The sequence below is a fragment of the Bradyrhizobium sp. genome, from assembly GCF_016213215.1.
GTDB lineage: Bacteria > Pseudomonadota > Alphaproteobacteria > Rhizobiales > Xanthobacteraceae > Bradyrhizobium.
Genome location: NZ_JACRAW010000026.1, coordinates 1 through 21,017, shown reverse-complemented (window position 1 = coordinate 21,017; position 21,017 = coordinate 1). Strand labels below are relative to the sequence as shown.

The window sequence follows — 21,017 nt, the reverse complement described above, 5'->3', positions numbered from 1 at the left end:
CCCGCGTATGCTGTCGCCACCGGCCCGCTAGAGACCGGATATAAATCGGGAGAACGCCATGATGCATGCCCGTCGTGCCGTCGGATTCTCGCTGGGAACGGCGATCCTTCTCGGCGTTGGCCTACCCGGCCTCGCTCACGCCAAGCCATTCATGATCGTCGGGCTCGACGAGAAACTCGTCTGGGACGACGACGGCAAGCCGGTCCTGTCGCTGCCCGGCAAGGACCAGGTCCTGATCGTCGACGTCGCCGATCCCGAAAGCCCGAAAATCGTAACCTCGCTGCCCCTGAAGAACTCGGTGATCGGCCCACCGGTCAATGTCGCCATCGATCCGACCGGCACCGTGGCGCTGGTCGCCGACTCGGTCGACGTGATCAAGGAGGGCGACGCATTAAAGCAGGTGCCGGACAACAAGATCTACGTGATCGACATGACCGCCAGTCCGCCCAAGCTCGCGGCGACGCTGACCGGCGGCAAACAGCCCTCCGGATTGAGCTTCAGCCCGGACGGCAAGATGGCGCTGGTCGCCAACCGCGGCGACAATTCCGTCAGCGTGCTCTCAGTGAACGGCACCGACGTCAAGATCACTGATACGGTAACACTGCCCGACAGCGTCGCGCACGTGACCTTCACGCCGGACGGCAAGCGTGCCCTGGCCGCCCGTTTCCCGATGCACAAGATCTCGGTGCTCGACATCGCCGGTGACAAGGTGACGTACAGCAAGGTCGACCTTCTGACAGGGCAGTGGCCCTACAACGTCGCCGTGGTTCCCGGCGGCAAGATCGCACTGACCGCCGACAACGGGGCGGCGGGATCCTCCGACGGCAGCGTCGACACGACGAGCGTCATCGATCTCGAGGCCAAGCCGCCGCGCATCATCGACCGCGTGGTGGTGGGCGACGGACCGGAGGGGCTCGCCGTCAACCCGAAGGGCGACCTTGCCGTCTCGGTGATCCTGCGCGGCTCCAACAACAAGAAGGCGTTCTTCTACGAGAAGAACGGCAGCGTCTCTGTCCTGAAGATCGACGGCAAGAAGGTGACAAAGACCCAGGACATCGAGGTCGGCGGATTGCCGGAGGCCGCGATGTTCACGCCCGATGGCAAGTACCTCCTGGTCGGCAACTATCTCAGCAAGGACTTCTCGATCCTGAAGGTCGACGGAGAGAAGGTCACCGATACCGGCAAGCGCTTCCAGGTGCCGGGTTATCCGGCCTCGGCGCGCATGGGGCCGTAGCCGGAGGGCGCTGCTCGATCAGGCCCGGCTCAACGTGAACCGGGCCTTCTCGCCGCCGCTCTACCTTATGGCTGACGCCGCGGGGCGAGACGTGCGCGCATGGCCTACGACGCTGCGATCGCCTTCAGCTTACTGGAACGTCATGTCGAGGCACTTCGAGATATCGGAGCCGAGTCCCGACGAGATCGTGATGCAGCCGCGCAACTTCTGGGCCGTGGTGTCCGCCGCCCAGATCGAATAGCCGCCCGGACCAAAAAACGAGTTGGTGTTCGGCGGCTCGGTCTCGGTCGCGTCGAAATCATAGTTGGAATCGGTGTCGAAAATCCGCGCCTTCTTGGCACAGCCGCCGTCGCTCTGGACGTTGAGCACTTCCTTGTTGTCCCGCGTCAGCGCCAGCGAGACCTGGCAACGGAAATATTCCGAGGTCTTGGCGTTGAAGATGTAGGTGTAGGACTTGCAGGTCGCCGTATTGAGCTTGCCGGCGGAAAGTCCACGGCTGCACGAAATCCTCTGGTTGTGGCTGAGCTTGAATTCGTCCGCACCGGCAGCAGGGGGCAGCATCAGCAGCCCCAAGGCGCCGGCCAGGCAAATTCCGACAACGTGGTTCATTCGAATCATCCCTGACTGTATCCTCGTCCCCGTCGTTCTAGACGGAAACTTGAACATAGTCGCGAGCCGGCAGACCGGAAACCGCAAACTGATGGGATGATGTCTACAATTTGCCCGAGATTATGCGGCGCAATGTCCATCCCTATTGACTGACGTATTGATTGACGCGCGAACGACGTTCGTGATTTGTTCGAGAGGTCGCAGGGGCAGCGATGGTTACGGGAAGGATGAAGGATGATGGGTTTCATAGCAAAATCGATTGTGGCGGCAGCCGCGCTCGGCGCGCTGGTGGGCACCGCCTTTGCAGAGGAGGCGCCGACTCCGTGGGAGCTGAAGACGGACATGGCCTATGGCTATGAAAAGGACGGCAAGACCGTCGCCTACAAGATGGGGACCGCGAACGCCGGCCGGCTGTTGAAAGGCGCCAAGAAGGTGCCGCGCGGCACGCTGTTCTTCCTCGGGCAGAACGGTCAGCTCTACATGCGCACCGGCCCGTATCTGGAGGACGGCAAGTTCATGTTCGGAGCGGATGAATAGATCGCCGGGGCTGCCCGGCGAAAGCACAGTCCGCAACCTGCGAGGGGGCGCGCCAAATGCGGGCTGCCGACGCTACTTCGTCAGCAGCGCGTAGGCGCCGTTCCAGTCAGCCGGCGGCGGATTGAGCTGATAGCTGCGGATTCTCGCGGCGTACAGATCGTACAGCTTTGCCAGCGCAAGGCCGTCGTCGCTCTTGCGGCCGCGTTCGATGGCCGCGAGCGCGCCTTCCCAGTCGCGGGCACGATAGCAGGCAAGCATCTCGATGGTGAGATTACGCAGCCGCTGGAACTGCTCCGAATGCATCACGTCTTCGCGGCCGGCGATCGCGTAGATGACCTCCGGCTCCTTCTTGCCCTTCACCATGACGAAGTCGAGCTCGAGGATGGCGAACCTGTCCTTGGCGGCGAGCGCTGTGTTGGAGCCGACGATGATCGGGAAGCCGTACTCCTTCGACTGGCCCTCCAGGCGCGAGGCGAGGTTGACGCTGTCGCCGAGCACCGAATAGTTGAACTTCAGGTCGGAGCCCATGTTTCCGACCACCCCGATGCCGGTGTTGAGACCGACCCCGACATTGAGCGGGATGTAAACGTGGCCGCCCTCGTTGGCTTCCTGCTCGCGCTGCCGGTTCAGCTCGTCAATGCGATCGAGCATGTCGACGGCGGCCGAGCAGGCATTGATCTGGTGCTCGGGGTCGTCGAGCGGCGCGTTCCAGAACGCCATGATGGCGTCGCCCATGTACTTGTCGATATAGCCCTTGCGGGCGATGATCGCGTTGGTGAGCGGCGTCAGGAAGCGATTCATCAGCCTTGTCAGACCCTGCGGGTCGCGCTTGTAGGTCTCCGAGATCGTGGTGAAGCCGCGCACGTCGGAGAACATGATCGTCATCTCGCGCTCTTCGCCGCCCAGCACCAGCTTCTCCGGCGACTGCGCGAGCTGCTCGACCAGCACCGGGGACAGGTACTGGCCGAAAGCGGAGCGGATCTGCCGTCGTTGGGCCTGTTCGCGGACGAAGCTCGCAAAGATCAGCGTCAGATAGATCGCGGTGGTCGACAGCAGCGGATAGGTGAAGTCGATCAGGAGCCGATACTGCACGTAGTAGAACCAGGACACCCCGATCAGGACCGAGGCGAGCAGCGCACCCACGATGACCAGCGTCACCGGGCCGAATTGCGGGGCAAGAATGATCACCAGGATGCCGAGGATCAGGGCGGCGAAAAATTCGAAGGCAAAGCCGTAATTCGGCTGCGAAACGATTCCGCCGGTCAGTGCGCTTTCCAGCACCTGCGCATGGATCTCGACGCCCGGCATCGCTGGATCGACAGGCGTGGTCTTGATGTCGTTCATCCCGGTAGCCGAGGTTCCGACCAGCACCAGCTTGCCCGCGATCTTTTCCGAAGGAACCTTCCCCTGCAGCACATCGACCGCGGAAACGTAAATCGAGGGATCGTGGCGCGCGAAATGCACCCAGAGCTGGCCGTTCTTGTCGGTGGGGATCTGGAATCCCTTGACGCCGGCACTGATGATGCCGGCCTTGTCCGCCTTGATGAACAGCGTATCGGTGCCGGTCACCACGCGCAGCATCTCGAAAGTCAGCGACGGCATGATGGTGCCCTGCGCCTGCATGATCAGCGGCACGCGGCGGACGATGCCGTCGCGCTCGGGCTTGATCGTGAACAGGCCGCGACCGGCCGCGGCCTGTTCAATGACCGGCACGTTGCGCAGCAGCCCCGGAAATTCGAACAAGAACGGCCTCGGGTCCTCGCCGTGGGTCGCCAGCCCGGTCTGCGGCAGCTTCTTGTCGAGCTCCGCATTGCTTTGCGGCAGCCCCGACTCGCCCAGCACCACGCGCGAGCGCTTGATCGCATCGGCGAACACCTGGTCGTTGCTCGGCTGCGCCTTCAGCTTCTCCCGCGTCGCCTCGTCGAGATTGCGGAAGGTATCGACCACCACGTCCGGATTGAGCCGGTCAGGCTCGGAGAACACCGCGTCGAAGGCGATAGCCGCGGCGCCGAGCCGGGTCAGGTTGTCGACCAACTCGGCAAGCTCCGTCCGCGGCCAGGGCCACTGCCCGACCTCCTTGAGACTCCGCTCATCGATGTCGAGAATGGCGACCGGCCGCACTTCCTTCTTGCGATGATCTATCACCTGGAAGGTGTCGAACGTCCTGACACGGATCTCCTCCACCGGCGCGGGATCAGCGATGCGAAGCGCGGCAAAACCCACGAGGAGCACAAGACAGACCAGCCGCGCATAACCGAACTTACGCGTGAACCACCGTCGCCATACCCTCAGCCGCTTCATGCGCGCTCACTTCCAAGCCCTGCTGCGGGACCAGCATATGCCACCGGTAAGACGACTTGAACAGGCCGTCGGTTCAATGCTCGGCGTTCTGGAGGGCGACAGGACGGTCCCGATCCTGCGCCTAGATCGGATGCGGAGCGACGATGAAGTCGCTGGCCTGCAGGTTGGGCAGCGCGACATTCTTCAGCAGGATCGAATCGTTGTCCAGCGTGACGATGACGTCGTTGCCGTTGAGCGGGCTCGCGGTCACATGGGTCGCGAACCACTGGTCGACGCTGGCGGCATCCACGACCGATGCTATTATTGTTCCCCTGCGCAGCTATATAAGACACTGCACCAGTTGCAGCGTTAAAGCTGTGATCCAGGTAACAAAATCCGGCGAATCCACCGAATTAGCCATATCGAAGGGAAATCGCCCGTTGCAACTTGTGCCTGCAAAGGCAAGGTCCTCCCCGCCGTGTCCCGTGATCGTCGGCCGCGATCTGTAAAGTTTTAGGCGAATCGGCGAGGCGACTTTCAGCCTCCTCAGCGCTTTCCGGCGCGCCATCCGCCCCGTTAAGCAGAATAAAGGCCGCTCCTTCCATCATTGGCGCGAAACGAGCCAGTCACGAGCGGAGCCCCGCCGATGACGGGACAGGGGGTGTCCGATGAAAAGCGTTGCTCGCTTGCGCGCCTGGCGTGCCTTCATGCTGCTCTGCGCTTTCGGCTGCTTCGGATCGGCAGAGCTGCAGGCAGGCACGGTGCTTTCACCCGGCCCGGCCGTGCTGATCCGGAAATCCGTCGAGCCGTTCGGCCTGTTCGCGTTTGCCATTTCCGACGGCGGCCTGCGCCAGAAGTGGCTCCGGCTCCTCGATGACGAGATGGATCAGCTTGCGCTGTGCGACGCCGACCGCGACGGCTGCCCATCGCCAGCGGCGTTGAAGCTGCTCGCCATCGTCGACGCTGCCCGGACGCGTGAGGGCCGCGCCCGTCTCGGCGAGACCAATCGCGCGGTCAATCTCGCGATCAGACCGATGAGCGATCTTGCCCAGCATGGCGAGGACGACGTCTGGAACTCACCGCTCGCCACCTTGGAAAGGGGCGCTGGCGACTGCGAGGACTATGCTATCGCCAAGCTCGTCGCCCTGCGCCTGGCGGGCGTTCCCGCCGACGACCTGCGCATCGTGGTGATGCGCGACGCGCTGGCGGGCGAAGAGCACGCCGTGACCGCGGCCCGGCTGGACGGACACTGGCTCGTGCTCGACAACAGGCGGATGGCCATGATCGAGGACGACTACGTCCGCAACTACCAGCCGCTGTTTGTCATCTACCAATCCGCCGTCATGAAATATGCCGATACATTCCCTTCGCGCGCGCGGCAGCAGGATGATGCAGCGCGCGCGGTGGCGAGCACTGAGATCGGCCGCCAAGACAGTCTGATCTCCGCGACCGACTGATCCGCGCGCGTGAAGGCGCGTTCGATCCGAATTCACAACTTCGTTCCTTGGCGGGCTCGACGGCCTCCAGCCCAAGCACTCCGGCAACGATCAAAACGAAAAGGGCTGCGCGAGAACATCGCGCAGCCCTCTCGCTGTGGCCGGACCTGCCCTCAGAACATCAGGTTGTCCTTCACCAAAACCCAGCGGCCCTTCTGGATCTGCTGCACCTGGGTGACGGTGTTGGCGAGGTGATTGGTCTTGGAAAACTTGGTCGGCGGCGAGTTGAAGATGTCCCGGAATTGTTCGCCCGACTCCAGCGCATCCAGCATCTTCTGGCCGGTCAAGTCCTTGCCCGCCTTTTGCGCATAGAAGGCGAAGGTCATCACCGCGTTGTAGCCAATGATCGCCTGCGTATTGGCGTCGCTGCCGAACATCTTCTTGTAGTTGGCCAGCCAGTCCTTGACCTTGCCCTTGGCGGTGTCCTCGTAGGGGATCTCGAATCCGGAGGCAGAATAGAGGCCTTCCACCACTTCCTTGCCGAGCGCCGGCACTTCCAGCACGTTGACGGGCGTGGCGCCGAGGAAGGTGACGTCCCATCCGAGTTTCCTGGCTTCGCCCATCGTGCCGATCGGCTCGCGGAGCACCGCGCCCAGTACAACCAGATCGCAGCCGTCGGATTTCATCTTGGCGACCTGCGCGCTGAAGTCGGATGCACCGCGCTTGTAGCTTGTGATCGAGGCCGGCGTGGCCTTCATCGCAGCGAGTTGCTGGTTGAAACCATCGAGCACGTTTTTGCCGTACTCGTCATCCTGATGCATGATGCAAGGCTTCTTGAACTGCTTCCATTCCATCATGTATTTGAGCGCGGCGCGCGTGCTCTCGACGTAAGGCAGCAGGTTGTTGAACTTCAGCCGCTCCTGCGGCTTGGCGGGATCGAACTTGAAGGTGAACTCTGCCGCCGTGAGCGGAAACAGTTGCAGTACCCCGGCATCGAGCAGGATGTCCTGCGCAGCGAGGACTGTCGGCGAGCCCATCGGGCCGACCATGGCGAAGATCTTGTCGCGCTCGACCATCTTTTGCGTCGCAAGCACCGCACGTTTCGGATCGTAACCGCTGTCCTCCGTGACCAGCCGCAGCTTGCGGCCGTTGATACCGCCGGCGGCATTGATTTCCTCCACCGCCATCTTCATGCCGTTCGAAACCGGAACGCCCCAACCCTTGATCGGGCCGGACAAATCCTGATGAGTCCCGATGACGATCTCGGAAGCCGAGATGCCCTGATCGGTGACTTTGGTTTGAGCGGCGGCCGGCAGATGCGTCAGCGCCAGCGCGCTCACCGCAAGGCCCAGCGCCTTGAACGATTTCGACATGCTACGTCTCCTCTCCCTGGCCCGTGTTGCGCGAAGGGTGGGCCAACGCTCCTTCGCTCTTTCCGCCATGCGTTTTGGTCACGCCACGGCGCGCTCGCCGTACATGGCCTCGATCTCTGCGGCGTAACGCCTGTTCACGAAGTTCCGCTTGAGCTTCATGGTCGGCGTCAGCTCCTCATCCTCCGGCGTCAGCTGTCGCTCGATCAGATAGAATTTCTTGATGGTCTCGACGCGGGCGAAATTTACGTTGACCGCCTCGATCTCGCGCTGGATCAGATGCTGGATCTCCACCGCCCGGCACAGGCTCGCGTAGTTGGTGAAGGGAATGTCGTGATCCTGGGCGTATTTCTCCACGTTCTCCTGGTCGATCATGATGAGGCAGGTCAGATACGGCCGCTTGTCCCCGATCACGACGGCATCGGAGATGTAGGGCGAGAACTTGAGCTGGTTCTCGATCTCCGACGGCGTGATGTTCTTGCCGCCGGAGGTGATGATGATGTCCTTCATCCGGTCGGTGATCTTGACGAACCCCTCATTGTCGATGGTGCCGACATCGCCGGTATGCAGCCAGCCTCGCGCATCGATGGTCTCGGCAGTCTTCTCCGGCTGGTTCAAATAGCCCATGAACAGGAAGTCGCCCCGGATCAGGATCTCGCCGTGCGGGGACAGGCTGACTTCGCCCCACGGCACGGCCTTTCCGACCGAGCCGAGCTTGGTCCGCTCCATGGGCATCAGGGTGGCGACGCCGCAGTTCTCGGTCTGGCCATAGACCTCGTGCATGTCGATGCCGAGCGCGAGATACCAGCGGATCAGGTCCGGCGAAATCGGCGCCGCGCCGGTGAAGGCGATGCGGCAACGGGCGAGCCCGAGCATGCGGCGGATGTTGCGGACCACCAGCCAATAGGCAACGCGGTTCGCGATGCGCAGCGCCGCTGACGGCTTCTCCCCTTCGAGCCTGCAATCGGTGATGCGATAGCCGATATTGATCGCACGCCGGTACGCCCATTGCTGCAGGGGCGTTGCATCCTTCAGCGCAATGGTGATTGCCGAATAGAATTTCTCCCAGACGCGCGGCACCGCAAGGAAGGCGGTCGGTTGCACCTCGCGCAGATTGTCCGGCACCGTTTCGGGGCTTTCGGCGAAGTTCATCACCGAACCCAGCGCGACGGAAATGTAGTAGCCACCCACCCGCTCGGCGACGTGGCAGAGCGGCAGGAAAACCAGTCGTTCCTCATTCCCACTTGCCGGGATGAAGTCCATCGCGTGCCGCATCTGGTGCGTCACACTGCGGTTGGCGTGCATCGCGCCCTTCGGCGGGCCGGTCGTGCCCGAGGTATAGACGAGAATGGCGAGGTCGCCGCTGGCGCGGCTTTCGATCATCTCCTGCCACAACGCCTCGTTGCCCACCATGTGGTTGCGCCCGAGGGCCTGGAACTCGGCGAGCGACATCACCATTGGATCGGAGAAACCGCTTAGGCCCTCCATGTCGAACACAACGATCTTCTCGAGCGTCGGACAGCGAGCGCGGCAGCTCAGGATCTTGTCGAGCTGTTCCTCATCCTCCGCAAAGATGACCTTGGTCCGGGAGTCGTTGATGAGATACTCGACCTGCGTGGGGGAGTCGGTCGGATAAATGCCGGAGGATACGCCGCCGGCGCACAAAATGCCCATGTCGGCGTACACCCACTCCGGCACGGCATTGGCAATGATGGAGGCGACGTCGCCCGGACGGAAGCCGGACGCGTGCAGCGCGTAGGCGATTTCCTTGGAGATCTCCAGCCATTCGGACCAGCTGGTCGGCTGCCAGATTCCGAACTTCTTCTCGCGAATGGCGGGCCGTTCCCCACGCGTCTGCACCGCGAGCAGGAAGCTCTTCGCAATCGTGTCGGCAACCGTCAGCACCGCCGGCTTGGCCATGCTCGCTTCCTCCTCAATCGCTTCCCGCCCGATTGCCGCCTTGAAGCGGTCTGAGTTCCCAAAGCGGAAGCCCTATTTAACGCCACGTTTTCTTCTTTTTCCAGCGCCGCTCGCCGCGCGCGCCGGCCTCCTTCGCACCGAGATAGAATTCCTGAATGTCCTTCGAATGCATCAGCCGCTCACAGCTGTCGTTCATCACGACGCGCCCGATCTCCAGCACGTAGCCATAATGCGCCGTCTCGAGCGCGACCTTGGCGTTCTGCTCCACGAGCAGGATCGACATGCCCTGCTCTTCATTGACGCGTCGGATGATTGTGAAGATTTCCCTCACCAGTATGGGGGACAGCCCGAGCGAGGGTTCATCGAGCAGCAGGAGCGTCGGCCGGTTCATCAACGCCCGGCCGATCGCGAGCATCTGCTGTTCGCCTCCGGAAAGCTGCCCGGCCGGCTGGTTCAATCGCTCCTTCAGCCGCGGAAAGTAGCCGTAGACGCGTTCCAGGTCCTCGGGGACGTTGGCGCGGTCGCTGCGCGGATAGGCACCCATCATCAGGTTCTCGCGCACCGAGAGGAAGGGAAACACCTCGCGGCCTTCCGGCACATGGCCCAACCCGAGCCGAACGATCTTGTCGGCTTCCATGCGCTGGATCGGCTTGCCCATGAACTCGATGGCGCCTTTCTGCGGGTCGAGAATGCCGGAGATGGTCTTCAGCACCGTGGTCTTTCCGGCGCCGTTGGCGCCCAGCAGTGTAACGATGCGGCCGCGCGGCACCTCGAGGCTGATGCCTCGGATGGCCATGATCGGCCCGTAATAGCTCTCGATATTGCTGAGCTTCAGGATGATGTCGGATGGGCTTGCGGCGTTCATGGGTCACGCTCCGAGATAGGCCGCAACGACGTCCGGATGCTGCTGTACTTCGGCGGGCGGCCCCATCGCCAGCACCCGTCCGGAGTTGAGCGCAATCACGCGATCGGAGACGCGGTTGACCAGCGACATGTCGTGCTCGACCATCAGCACGGTGATGCCGAGCTCGGTCCTCATGTCGCGGATCCAGAACGACATGTCGTCGGTCTCCTCGACGTTCAACCCCGACGACGGCTCATCGAGGAGGATCAGCTTCGGCTCGGAGGAAAGCGCCCGCGCAAGCTCGATCACCTTGCGCACGCCATAGGGCAAGCCCGAGATCAGCTTGTCGCGATAGGGTTCGAGATCGAGAAATTCGATGACCTGCTCGACCCGGCGGCGATGCGCCTTTTCATTCGCGCGCACGCTCGGCAGGAACAGCAACTCCTGCCAGAGCTGGGTGGTGGAATGCCGATGGCGCCCGACCAGCAGGTTGGAGAGGACGGTGGCATTCTCGAACAGCTCGATATTCTGGAAGGTACGCGCAATGCCGAGCCTGGCGATCGCGTAAGGCGGCTGTTCCGTGATGTCCTGGTCCTCAAAGAAGATCTTGCCCGAGGTCGGACTGTAGATGCGCGATATCAGGTTGAAGATCGAGCTCTTGCCCGCGCCATTGGGCCCGATGATCGAGAGGATCTCGCCTTTCTCGACGGCAAAGCTCACCGCGTCGACCGCCTTGAGGCCACCGAAATGAAGCGCGAGGTTCTCGGCGCGAAAATAGCTCATCGGTTCCGCTCCGATTTCACGTAGATCTTCTGCCGCTTGAAAGTGGCGCGCTTGTAGAGCGGGAAGAGCTGGAAGTAGAGCTTGATCTTCAGCCAGCGGCCGTAGAGGCCGAGTGGCTCGAACAGGACGAACAGGACGATGATGATGCCGTAGATCGCGCCTTTGAGGCCGTTGAGGGACGCGAACGCCGCGACACTGTCCTGGATGTGTGCCGCGCGCTCGCTGCCGGCGCCCATCGTTGCGGCCATTCCGGCGATCAGGCCCGGCATGTCGTCCTTGAGATACGTCAGGAAGGGATCGATCATGACGATGAAGATGGCGCCCAGCACCGCGCCGTGCAGGCTGAACGTGCCCCCGATCAGGATCACGATGATGAACTCGATCGAGAGCTGCAGGGTGAACATTTCCGGACTGATGAAGGATAGCTTGTGCGCGAAGAGGCAGCCGGCCAGACCGGTGATCGCGGCCGAAATCGCGAACGACTTTACCTTGTAGAGGGAGACGTTGATGCCCATGCTGCGGGCAGCGGTCTCGCTGTCTCGGATCGCGACAAAGGCCCGCCCCGTCGGTGACCGCAGGAGGTTGAGGGCGCCGACGATGGTCAGGACCAGCACAGCCAGGCAAAGGAAGTAGAAGGCGGGGCTGTCACGCGACACCGCGGTACCAAACAGGTACAGCGTCTTGACCCGCATGCCTTCGTTGCCATGGGTGACGCTTTCCCAACGCGCCAGGATTTCCTCGACAATGAAGGCAAAGGAGATGGTCGCGATCACGAGATAGATGCCCTGCAGGCGCAGCGCCGGAAATCCGACCAGCGCGCCGACCACCCCGGTCAACAACCCCGCAGCGAGGAAATAGACCGGAAACGGCACGTCGAACTGCTGAAGGTAGGCGGCCGTATAGGCGCCGATCGCGAGGAAGGCAGCATGTCCCAGCGAGGCCTGGCCGGTGAAGCCGGTCAGGATCAGCAGGGCCACGCCCACGGTCGCGTAGATGCAGACGAAGACCAGCTGGCTCATCAAGTAGCTGGAGAGCACGTAGGGCGCGGTCAGCAGCAGCGCGAACAAGATGCCATAGGAGACGAAGTAGCCGGAGTGCGGAAACAGCCGGATGTCGTCCTCGTAATCGGTCTTGAACAGAAACCGCATGGCTCAGACCTTCTTGCGTATGTGAAGGCCGAACAGGCCTTCGGGCTTGAGCAGCAGCACGGCCAGCAGAACGACATAGGGCGCGACATCCTTCCAGCCCTCCGCCAGATAAAAGCCGGCCATGCTCTCGATCACGCCGATGAGAACGCCGCCGACCACCGCACCAGGTATCGAGCCGAAGCCGCCGAGCACGGCGGCGGGAAAGGCCTTCAGACCGAGCACCAGTCCGACATTGGAATGAACGAAGGTGATGGGCGCGAGCAGCACGCCGGCGCAGCCCGCAACCGCGGCGCTGATCGCCCAGACGATTGAAACCACGCGCTTGACTGGAATTCCCATGTAATAGGCGGCGAGCATGTTCTCCGAACTCGCCCGCATCGCCGTGCCCAGCGTCGTCTTGTTGAAGAACAGATAGAGCAGCGTGCAGAGGATGATGGTCGCGGCGATCACGGACAGCTTGTCATCGGCCAGCACCAGCGAGCCGATGCGCACTACGCCCTGGCTGAACGGCGTATCGATCTTGAAGTCGTCGGTGCCCCAGATCATGCCGGAGACCGAGCGCAGGAAGAAACCGAGCCCGATGGTCGCCATGATGATGGAGAATTGCGGGTAGCCCAGGATCGGGCGCACCACCAGCCGTTCGGCAAGCATGCCGAACAGCGCCATTGCCGCAACTGCGCCGGCGAAGCCGAGCCAGTAGTTCAAGCCGAGCATGCCGATGAAGGTGAAGGCGAAAAAGCCGCCCAGCATCATCAGGTCGCCCTGCGCGAAATTAACGACCTCGGTGGCCTTGTAGACGAGCACAAAGCCGAGCGCGATCAGGCCGTAGACGCAGCCAAGCGCAACACCGCTCACCAGCTGCTGAACAAAGTCCAGCATCCCCGTTAGCTCCCTCCCTGGAGGCGGCGACGGTTCTTGGACCGCCTTGCCGCATTGACCGCTTCCCGGCCTTTGGGCTCTTGGAAGCGTCGCATTGTGCGAACCAATTCAGCCTGAACAGCGAAGACCTGTCAACAAAGCTGCTGTTGATCCCGGAACGCGGAATTGTCCGCCGCCGATTCACCCGGCCGAAATATCTTGGGGTCATGGTCCTTGCGACGCAAAACCGCAGGGTGTCCCTTCATGGAACCAGAGACCTCCGCGCTCGAACTGCGAGGGTTAACCAAGTATTTCGACCGGCCGGCGGTCGATTCCCTCGACCTTACGATCCGAACCGGCGAGTTCTATGCGTTGGTCGGCCCCAACGGCGCCGGCAAGACCACGACCCTGCGCATGGTCGCGGGATTGCTGCGGCCCGATGCGGGCTCGGTGACGGTGTTCGGCATCGATGCGCTGGCCGACCCGGTCGCGGCCAAGCAATTGATGGCCTGGGTCCCGGACGAGCCGATGATTTACGACAAGCTCACGCCGCTCGAATACCTCGAATTCGTCGCCGGCCTGTGGGGCATCGAACCCGCCATCGCCGAACCAATGGCTCATGATCTTCTGGTGTCGCTGGGTCTCGAGGCGCATCTGCACGAACGCTGCGAGGGATTTTCCAAGGGAATGCGTCAGAAGGTCGCCCTTGCCGGTGCGCTGGTCCATGATCCGCGTCTGATCATCCTGGACGAGCCGCTCACCGGGCTCGATGCGGTCTCGGCGCGCCATGTGAAGGGGCTGTTGGGTGGTCGCGTGCGCGCCGGCTGCACCGTCATCATGACGACACATATCCTCGAAGTCGCCGAGCGCATGGCCGACCGTATCGGCGTCATCGCATCGGGCAGGCTTGTCGCCGAGGGAACCCTGGCCGAGCTACGCCAGCAGAACGGACGGACCGATACCAGCCTGGAGGATCTCTTCATCGCGCTGGTCAACTTCGAAGCCGCCGCATGAGCTCGACGACCGCGCTCACCTGGTTCGCCCGGCATGAACTTCGCCTGGCCTGGCGCGAGTGGCTGGCCATGATGACGGGCGGACGGCGCAAGCGTCGACCCGCGGTCGCCGTCGGCCTCGTCGCGTTCGCCGCCATTATGCACCTGCCGGCCTGGGCCGTGGTCGGCCGCTTTTCCGACCTTGTACTGCCGCTCGACAAATCCTCGCTGATCGTCATCACCTCGACGATCGTGATGGCGTGGACCCTCATGCTGTCGCAGGCGATCGAATCGGTGACGCGGGTGTTCTATGCCCGTGCCGATCTCGACCTGATCATGTCCTCGCCGGTCAACCTCGCCAACGTCTTCTCGGTGCGCATTGCCGCGATCGCGCTCGCGGTAACGGCGATGGCGCTGTTGTTCTCGACACCCTTCATCGATGTGCTGGTGATCGGCGGGGGCGCAAGATGGCTGTCGGCCTTCGGCGTGGTGGCCGCGATCGGGCTGTCGGCAGCGGCGGTCGCGATCGCCGTCACCATCGTGCTGTTTCGCCTGATCGGCCCGGCGCGGACCCGCCTGATCGCCCAGGTCCTTGCCGCGATCATCGGCGCCGGCTTCATCATCGCGCTGCAGATTGCTGCGATCATGTCATACGGTACGCTGTCGCGGTTTGCGGTCGTCACCTCCGAGGCGGCTGCGGCCTATGCGCCGGATACGGACAGCATCCTTTGGTGGCCGGCGCGGGCGGCGATCGGCGACATCGAGGCGCTGCTACTGCTCCTGGCCCTCGGCCTCTTGCTGCTCGGCGCCGTCATGGCGCTCTTCTCGGGACGCTTTGCCGACACCGCGATCGATGCGGCTGCCCAGGGCACTTCCACGCGCCGACGACCGCGCACAGGGGGCTTTCGCCCCGGCTCGCGCCAGCAGGTGCTGCGACGGAAGGAATTCGCGCTGCTGGCGCGCGATCCCTGGCTGATTTCCCAGACACTGATGCAGTTGTTCTATCTGCTGCCGCCGGCAGTGTTGTTGTGGCGCAGCTTCGCCGATTCCTCGCTGGCGATCATCCTGATCACCCCGGTTGTCGTCATGGCGGCGGGCCAGCTCGCGGGCGGTCTTGCCTGGCTCACCATCTCGGGCGAAGACGCACCCGATCTGGTCGCGACCGCGCCACTGCCGCCCGCCCGGGTGATCCGCGCCAAGATCGAGGTGGTGTTGATCGCAATCGCCGTCATCTTCATGCCGATGGTCGCCGTGCTTGCCCTCGCCTCGCCGTGGCAGGCTGCGGTCACGACCGGCGGAGTTGCCATCGCTGCGGCCTCGGCCACCGCGATCCAGCTCTGGTTCAGGGTCCAGGCCAAACGCAGCCAATTCCGACGTCGCCAGACCTCCTCGCGCCTTGCAACCTTCGCCGAAGCCTTCTCCTCGATCGGCTGGGCCTCGACGTCGGCGCTGGCGCTCGCCCTCCCCATCGCCGGCATCGTCAGCGGCCTGATCACCGCGGGCCTCGTCGCCGCGACCTGGAAGTTCAGCCCGCAGCGGGAGTGAACATGCCGCTGACGCGCTCTTGATCGCCGGACCATGGCCGGGCGCTCGATGGCGCGATAGACTTTTCGCCACATTGGGGGATGGACCATGTGGCGATCGCTCTGCACAGCACTTGCGCTCTTCGGCACATTCATCGGCTCCGCCTTTGCGCAGGACGCCGTGCGACGCAGCGAGTGCCTCGCCATGGCGAGCGCTCCGCCGCGCGCCGAGCCGGTTGCCTTTCGGCGGCTTGCGGCCAGTGCGCCCGAAGTCGCGATCACCTATGCCGGACATTCCACCTATTTCATCGATACCCCGGCGGGCGTCCGGATCGCGACCGACTACAGCGGCGCCTACCAGATCGGCCGCCTGCCCGACGTCGTTACCATGAACCGGGCGCACGGCACGCATTACACCCTCTTTCCCGACAGCCGCATTCCCCACGTGCTTCACGGCTGGGGCGAGGACGGCAAGCCCGCCCAGATCGCAACACGTGTCGGCGACGTTTTCGTCCGCAACATCACGACCGACATCCGCCGCTATTTCGGCGACGACTTCGGCGGCGCGATGATCCGCGACGGCAATTCGATCTTCATCTTCGAGGTTGCAGGCCTGTGCATCGGCCATCTCGGCCACCTGCACCACAAGCTCGACGACAGCCACTTCGCGGCGATCGGACGGCTCGACATCGTCATGGTCCCGATCGACGGCACCTACACCATGTCGCTCGAGGGCATGTCGGACATCACGCGCCGCCTGCGCGCCTCCGTGGTTCTGCCCATGCACCGCTTCGCGACGCCGCTCAGCGATTTCATGCGCCGCATCGGCCAGCAGTTCGAGATCGACCAGCGCGGCGAGCGCACGTTGCGAATTTCCCGCGACACGCTGCCGGGCACGCCGACGGTCATCATCCTCGAAGGCGTCTGATCGGTTCCGGGAGCAATTTTCTCCAAGTTGCCGGGGCTCGCTCATGCTGAACTCGAGGTCCAACCGGAGGTCAGGATGGAAATTGGACACAACGGCTTTGCCGCGGTCCTGCATGCGAGCGGGCCCGACCCGGAGCTCGCCGCAAAACTGCAGCTTTACGGACGGTTTGTCGGCGATTGGGACGCCGAGATCATAGCGCACGCACCGGACGGCGCCAGCCACCGCGCAACCGGCGAGATCCACTTCGGCTGGGTGCTGGAAGGGCGCGCCGTCCAGGATGTGTGGATGATTCCGCGTCTTGCCGAACGCAAGGGTGCGACGCCGTTTCCGATCGCCGGCAACTGGTACGGAACGACGCTGCGCGTGTACGACCCCACGATCGATGCCTGGCGGATCTGGTGGATCGATCCCGGACGAAGCGTCTTTCGCCACCAGATCGGCCGTGCCCGTGGCAACGACATCGTCCAGGAGGGAACGACCGAATCCGGCGACTCCTCGCGCTGGAGCTTTACAGAAATCACGCCGCATTCGTTTCACTGGCTCGGCGAAGCGATGGCGTCCGGCGCGTCGAACTGGCGCCTAGTGGTCGAAGTTCTTGCAAGGCGCAGCATGCCCTGAATAGCAGAGCGCCGCGACCTTCCCGATGAGGAGCGTGGGCGCGGCGCGGAGCCTTGTTTCTCGAAGGCGCCGGGAAGCTGGTCGCGAGGCTCGTTCTAGCCCGTGCCGATCAGGCTGGCCGGACGGGGTTGGCTGGGCGCGGACATCATCCGCTTGAGCTTGTTGATCACGCGGACCGCAAAGCCGATGAGCGCCGGGTTGGTCTTGCGGCAGAAGGCGATCTTCTTGACGTAGCCTTCGACGTGCCATTTGGCGTGGGCGCCGTCGCGGAAGAAGATGACGTCGCCGGGGCCATAACGCTTGGGAGGCATGCCATCGCTCTCGATCACGATGCTTCCTTCCAGAATCATGATGGTTTCGTCGAAATCGTAGTACCAGTTGAACTTGCCCTCGGTGCACGACCACACGATGGTCGAGGCGGTGCCGTCCGAGCTCGTCGAGAGGATGCTCGAGTGCGACACCGGATTGCCCTCGATGACCCAAGAGGGTTCGATCGGACGCAGTTCCAGTTCAACGCTGGTATTGCCGGTTTCAATGAGCGCGCGGGACATCGTTAACCTCGAAAAAGCTTCAATCAGGCTCAGGCCGGCCGAACTTCGGCAGCCAGAAATACGCGCTGCGACGCTAGTCGCCGGCTTTTAACGATTCCTTACGCCCTGCCGGACAATCCGGCGCACCGCCCTTTCTGCGGCGATCTGCCGCTTACGGCCAAGCCTCAAGCCCACTCGCCCTTGCGGAACACCGGCACGTGGCTGCCGTCGGCCTTGATGCCGTCGATGTCGGTGTTGGCCGAACCGATCATCCAGTCGATATGGATGAGGCTCTGGTTGCCGCCCTGGGCTGCGATCTGCTGCGGCGTGAGCTTGGTGCCGTTGATGAAGCACTTCGAATAGCACTGGCCGAGCGCGATGTGGGAAGCCGCGTTCTCGTCGAACAGCGTGTTGAGGAAGAGCAGGCCGCTCTGCGAGATCGGCGAGGAATGCGGCACCAGCGCGACCTCGCCGAGGCGACGCGCGCCCTCGTCGGTGTCGAGCACCTTGTTCAATACTTCTGCGCCGCGCGAGGCCCTGGCATCGACAATGCGGCCGTCCTCGAAGCGCACGGCGATGTTGTCGATCAGCGTGCCCTGATAGGACAGCGGCTTGGAAGAGACGACGTGGCCGTAAACGCGCCGGCAATGCGGCGTGGTGAAGACTTCCTCGGTCGGGATGTTGGCATTGCAGACGATGCCGCTCTTGGATGTGGAGGCGCCGCCTTCCCATTCATGACCGTCGGCGAGCCCGACGGTGAGGTCGGTGCCCGGCCCCTTGAAATGCAGCGCCTTGAAGCGCTGGCCGTTCATCCAATCGGTGCGCTCGCGCAGGACGGCATTATGCCCTGCCCAGGCCGCGACCGCGTCCTCGCGATCGACACGCGAGGCCGCAAAGATCGCCTCGGCCAGCTTCCCGACCGCGACGTCCTCGGAATCGCCGGGGAACACCTGCTTCGCCCAGGACGGACTGGGATAGGCGATGATGTTCCAGTTGGTGTCGTAATTGACGATCTTTTCCAGCGCCGGCTGGTAGGCCAGGGAATTGGCCTTGTTGGCGCGCGAAACCTTGGCAGGATCCTCGCCCGACAGCAGCATCGGGTTGTCGCCGACGATGGCAAGGCGCGCGGTGTTCTCCGAGAACGCTTTCGCCATTGCCTCATAGAGCCAGCCCGCGGCGCGATCGAAACTGGGGTCGGCGCCGAAGCGATAACGCGACAGCGTCACCTCTTCGTCCGACAGAAAGGGGGTCACCAGCCCGGCTCCGGCCTTGTAAGCGTGCTCGGCAATTCGTCGCACCAGCGGCAGCGCCACCGCGGGCGCCGTGAGCAACAGGTCCTGGCCGGGGCGCAAGCCCAGCCCCACCTTCACCGCGACCTCGGCGAGCCGGTCGAGTTTCACGGGATCGATGACAGTTGCCGAATCGCGCTGTGCAGTCATGCCAGGTCTTCTCCTGTACTACATTTCCATTTAAGCAGAACATCGCACGGCGCAATAGCTTTCCGCGTCGGCCGCATGCAGGCGGAACATCGTCACGATTTCCGACGCTCCTTAGAGGCGAGCACGCGATCCACCATTTCGGGGGCAAGGCCAAGATAATTTTCCGGCGAAGTCAGCGCCTCGATCCTCGCCCGGTCGATGCGCTCTGAAACGCGGGGATCGGCCGACAAGGCATCCGCCAGTCGCAGGCCCTTTTCGTTGGCGAGCCGGCACGCGTCGTAGACGACATCATGCGCTTCCTGACGGCCGATCTGCGGCGCGAGTCCCATCATCACGGCCTCGGCCACGATCAGCCCGCGGCTGATGGCAAGATTCTCCTCCATCCTCTTTTCGTCTACGACCAGCCCGGATAGCGCGAACTTGGCCTGATGCAGCGCGCCGGCCGTCAGCACAAAACTTTCCGGGATCGCCATCCACTCGGCATGCCAGGGGCCGGTGGCGCGTTCGAAATCCTGCACCATGGCATCGAGCATCAGCCCGGCATGCTGGCGCACCGCCTTGGACGCGGCGAGCATCAGTTCGGACGAAATCGGGTTGCGTTTCTGCGGCATGGTGGAAGAGGCACCGCGTCCCTTTACAAAGGGCTCGTAAACCTCGGCAAATTCGGTCGAAGCCATGATCATGATGTCGAGGGCGATCTTGCCGAGCGTTCCGGCAACCAGCGCCAGGAAATTCACCGCCTCCGCCAAGCCGTCGCGCGCGACATGCCAGGTGGAGGCGGGAACGGAAAGGGCGAGTTCCTCGCACAGCGCCTGCTGCACCTCAAAGCCCTTGTTCCCGAGCGAAGCCAGCGTGCCGGCGGCGCCCGCGAACTGGCCGACCAGCACGCGCGGCTTCAATTGTTCGAGCCGTTCGGCATGGCGATCGAACATCGCGAGCCAGATCGCGGTCTTGTAGCCGAAGGTCACCGGCAGCGCCTGCTGCAGATGGGTGCGGCCGGCCATGGGAGTTGAGCGGTGTCGCCTGGAAAGGTCGGCCAGGATGTCGCGCAACTCGGCGATGTCGCTTTCGATGATCTTCAGCCCGTCGCGGACCTGCAGGACCACGGCCGTATCCATGATGTCCTGCGTCGTCGCGCCCCAATGGACGTAGCGGCCCGCCTCGCCACATTGCCTGGCGATCTGGTGCACCAGCGGCAGGATCGGATAGCCGACGATATCGGTCTCGTGCCGCAGCAGGTCGAAATCGAGCGCGGCAACGTCGGTCCGCGCCGCGATCGCTTCCGCCGCCTCCCGCGGAATGACCCCGCAGCGCGCTTCGGCTCGCGCCAGCGCGACCTCGACCTCGGCATAACGCGAGATCAAGGCAAAGTCCGAGAATACCTCGCGCATGCGCGCCGTCCCGAAGGCGTCGCGGAACAGGATGGAGTCAAGAACGGTGGTGGAAGTGGGAAAGGCGGGCATGGGGCTCGTTTTGCTGTGAATTAGTTCGGCCGACAGCTTACGCCAGGTGATGCGCCGGGCAATCGCCATTCGTGATACCAAGCAAAGCGCCACAACTTCGGTGTGTCCCCGCCTAGTGCGCAATTGCGCACGGGGGCAGGGACCCATAACCCGAGGGCGCAGTTGTGGCGGTCGATATCGACCCAGATCCCGCATAACCGACCCAAGCCTGGGGTTATGGATTCTCTGATGTGCAATTGCACATCAGAGCTCGCGCTTCGCGCGCCCCGGAATGACGAGTTTGTGGCGCACGTCTTCTCAACGCCGTCATTGCGAGCGGAAGCGAAGCAATCCAGAATGCATCCGCGGAGGCATTCTGGATTGCTTCGTCGCTCACGCTCCTCGCAATCATGCTGCCAACCTCATCCTGAGAGGGTATGAATCTTTTGAGGTTGCGACGTTCCAACCCTCATGGTGAGGAGCGCCGAAGGCGCGTCTCGAACCATGAGGCCCGGACCCGGGCCTT

19 protein-coding genes are annotated in these 21,017 nt (G+C 63.2%); 7 read left to right on the top strand and 12 right to left on the bottom strand.

Features of this window, described 5'->3' with window-relative positions:
• The first annotated feature begins 58 nt into the window (after nt 1-58).
• A complete protein-coding gene (locus HY852_RS06475) occupies nt 59-1,234 on the top strand; it encodes a YncE family protein (protein ID WP_291603557.1) in 1,176 nt (391 codons plus the stop codon).
• A 129-nt stretch (nt 1,235-1,363) separates the two neighbouring features.
• Here HY852_RS06475 and HY852_RS06470 read toward each other — a convergent pair whose 3' ends face one another.
• Nucleotides 1,364-1,843 (bottom strand): hypothetical protein, encoded by a 480-nt coding sequence (locus tag HY852_RS06470; RefSeq protein ID WP_291603556.1) that lies wholly within the window; start codon nt 1,841-1,843, stop codon nt 1,364-1,366.
• A gap of 237 nt (nt 1,844-2,080) precedes the next feature.
• Between HY852_RS06470 and HY852_RS06465 the strand changes: the two genes are divergently transcribed.
• Nucleotides 2,081-2,380: a hypothetical protein gene (locus tag HY852_RS06465; RefSeq protein ID WP_291603609.1), complete on the top strand. Its 300-nt coding sequence runs from the start codon at nt 2,081-2,083 to the stop codon at nt 2,378-2,380.
• 72 nt (nt 2,381-2,452) lie between these two features.
• On the opposite strand, the gene HY852_RS06460 is transcribed toward HY852_RS06465, so the two are convergent.
• Together HY852_RS06460 and HY852_RS06455 are read right to left on the bottom strand one after the other, a co-directional pair.
• Nucleotides 2,453-4,681 (bottom strand): CHASE2 domain-containing protein, encoded by a 2,229-nt coding sequence (locus HY852_RS06460; protein ID WP_291603555.1) that lies wholly within the window; start codon nt 4,679-4,681, stop codon nt 2,453-2,455.
• 121 nt (nt 4,682-4,802) lie between these two features.
• Entirely contained in the window at nt 4,803-4,970 is a 168-nt protein-coding gene (locus HY852_RS06455) for a hypothetical protein (RefSeq protein ID WP_291603554.1), read from the bottom strand.
• Nucleotides 4,971-5,328: 358 nt separating this feature from the next.
• On the opposite strand from HY852_RS06455, the gene HY852_RS06450 reads away from it, so the two are divergent.
• On the top strand, nt 5,329-6,117 hold the full coding sequence (locus HY852_RS06450; protein ID WP_291603553.1) for a transglutaminase-like cysteine peptidase: 789 nt from the start codon (nt 5,329-5,331) through the stop codon (nt 6,115-6,117).
• A gap of 152 nt (nt 6,118-6,269) precedes the next feature.
• Here the strand turns inward: HY852_RS06450 and HY852_RS06445 are convergent, their stop codons facing one another.
• The 6 genes from HY852_RS06445 to HY852_RS06420 all read right to left on the bottom strand — a co-directional run bounded on the left by HY852_RS06445 (nt 6,270) and on the right by HY852_RS06420 (nt 13,040).
• A complete protein-coding gene (locus HY852_RS06445) occupies nt 6,270-7,469 on the bottom strand; it encodes an ABC transporter substrate-binding protein (protein ID WP_291603552.1) in 1,200 nt (399 codons plus the stop codon).
• A 78-nt stretch (nt 7,470-7,547) separates the two neighbouring features.
• Nucleotides 7,548-9,386, bottom strand: coding sequence for a long-chain fatty acid--CoA ligase (locus HY852_RS06440; RefSeq protein ID WP_291603550.1), 1,839 nt, complete (start codon nt 9,384-9,386; stop codon nt 7,548-7,550).
• Between the two features lie 76 nt (nt 9,387-9,462).
• Entirely contained in the window at nt 9,463-10,251 is a 789-nt protein-coding gene (locus tag HY852_RS06435; RefSeq protein WP_291603549.1) for an ABC transporter ATP-binding protein, read from the bottom strand.
• 3 nt (nt 10,252-10,254) lie between these two features.
• Nucleotides 10,255-11,013 (bottom strand): ABC transporter ATP-binding protein, encoded by a 759-nt coding sequence (locus tag HY852_RS06430; RefSeq protein ID WP_291603548.1) that lies wholly within the window; start codon nt 11,011-11,013, stop codon nt 10,255-10,257.
• Nucleotides 11,010-12,161: a branched-chain amino acid ABC transporter permease gene (locus HY852_RS06425; protein ID WP_291603547.1), complete on the bottom strand. Its 1,152-nt coding sequence runs from the start codon at nt 12,159-12,161 to the stop codon at nt 11,010-11,012. The genes HY852_RS06430 and HY852_RS06425 overlap by 4 nt, the downstream gene beginning before the upstream one ends.
• 3 nt (nt 12,162-12,164) lie before the next feature.
• Nucleotides 12,165-13,040: a branched-chain amino acid ABC transporter permease gene (locus tag HY852_RS06420; RefSeq protein ID WP_291603546.1), complete on the bottom strand. Its 876-nt coding sequence runs from the start codon at nt 13,038-13,040 to the stop codon at nt 12,165-12,167.
• Nucleotides 13,041-13,283: 243 nt separating this feature from the next.
• On the opposite strand from HY852_RS06420, the gene HY852_RS06415 reads away from it, so the two are divergent.
• The 4 genes from HY852_RS06415 to HY852_RS06400 all read left to right on the top strand — a co-directional run bounded on the left by HY852_RS06415 (nt 13,284) and on the right by HY852_RS06400 (nt 17,080).
• Entirely contained in the window at nt 13,284-14,033 is a 750-nt protein-coding gene (locus tag HY852_RS06415) for an ABC transporter ATP-binding protein (RefSeq protein WP_291603545.1), read from the top strand.
• Complete coding sequence (locus tag HY852_RS06410) at nt 14,030-15,556, top strand: permease (protein ID WP_291603544.1); 1,527 nt, start codon at nt 14,030-14,032, stop codon at nt 15,554-15,556. Before HY852_RS06415 ends, HY852_RS06410 begins: the two co-directional genes overlap by 4 nt.
• Nucleotides 15,557-15,643: 87 nt before the next feature.
• Nucleotides 15,644-16,462 carry an MBL fold metallo-hydrolase gene (locus HY852_RS06405; protein ID WP_291603543.1) on the top strand — a complete coding sequence of 273 codons (819 nt, stop codon included), beginning with the start codon at nt 15,644-15,646 and terminating at the stop codon, nt 16,460-16,462.
• Nucleotides 16,463-16,537: 75 nt separating this feature from the next.
• Nucleotides 16,538-17,080, top strand: coding sequence for a hypothetical protein (locus tag HY852_RS06400; RefSeq protein ID WP_291603542.1), 543 nt, complete (start codon nt 16,538-16,540; stop codon nt 17,078-17,080).
• Between the two features lie 95 nt (nt 17,081-17,175).
• Here the strand turns inward: HY852_RS06400 and HY852_RS06395 are convergent, their stop codons facing one another.
• From HY852_RS06395 to pcaB, 3 genes are all read right to left on the bottom strand, one after another.
• Complete coding sequence (locus HY852_RS06395; RefSeq protein ID WP_291603541.1) at nt 17,176-17,631, bottom strand: cupin domain-containing protein; 456 nt, start codon at nt 17,629-17,631, stop codon at nt 17,176-17,178.
• A 164-nt stretch (nt 17,632-17,795) separates the two neighbouring features.
• Nucleotides 17,796-19,049: an aminopeptidase gene (locus HY852_RS06390; RefSeq protein WP_291603540.1), complete on the bottom strand. Its 1,254-nt coding sequence runs from the start codon at nt 19,047-19,049 to the stop codon at nt 17,796-17,798.
• Nucleotides 19,050-19,141: 92 nt separating this feature from the next.
• Nucleotides 19,142-20,512 carry a 3-carboxy-cis,cis-muconate cycloisomerase gene (gene pcaB / locus HY852_RS06385; RefSeq protein WP_291603538.1) on the bottom strand — a complete coding sequence of 457 codons (1,371 nt, stop codon included), beginning with the start codon at nt 20,510-20,512 and terminating at the stop codon, nt 19,142-19,144.
• Nucleotides 20,513-21,017: the final 505 nt, after the last annotated feature.